Genomic DNA, 658 nt, shown 5'->3' on the forward strand with positions numbered 1-658 from the left:
CGGCGAGCTGCCCGATGACGATCATGAGCTCGTTGCGGCCGGAGAGCGACCCGCGGATCTCGTACGGGGCGAGTTCGGCGAGGAACACCGGGACGACCGTGGACGCACCGCCGACCGCCAGACCGAGCAGGACACGACCGACCACCATCACGCCGAACACCGGCGCGAACACGCAGATCAGCGTGCCGACGAAGAACGTGACCGCGAGCAGGATGATCGTCTTGCGGCGACCCCAGCCGTCCGCGATCCGGCCGCCGAGCATGGCGCCGATCGCGGCACCGAAGAGGAGCGAGCTCGTGACGACGCCCTCGGTGAGGTTCGTCAGGCCGAGCTCCTGCTTCATCGGCAGGAGCGCGCCGTTGATCACGCCGGTGTCGTACCCGAACAGCAGACCGCCGAAGGTGGCGACGAGCGCGAGCACGCCGAGGCGGCGGACGTGCGGACCCTGTCCGACGGGCGGGAGCGGGACGCTCGGGGCTGTCGGTTTGATGTCGACCATGCGGGTGACTCCTTCGTCAGTGATCAGGCTGCATCGCTTGGAAGGATCGTAACCCGATTCCATGTCCTGTCAATCGGTCATGAGGACAACATGACGATTGGATCGCTCCACGAAAGTCCTGGTCAGCGATCATTCGTCGTCGTCGGCCGGCTCGTCGAG

The 658-nt window shown here is 66.6% G+C and carries 1 protein-coding gene; it reads right to left on the reverse strand.

Annotation, left to right across the window (positions count from 1 at the left end; genetic code table 11):
- Positions 1 to 499: MFS transporter (locus tag BIV03_RS15820; protein ID WP_139202018.1), on the reverse strand; the 499-nt coding region annotated here is incomplete at its 3' end.
- Positions 500 to 658: the final 159 nt, after the last annotated feature.

This window comes from Curtobacterium sp. MCBA15_016 (assembly GCF_001865105.1).
Taxonomy (GTDB): Bacteria; Actinomycetota; Actinomycetes; order Actinomycetales; family Microbacteriaceae; genus Curtobacterium.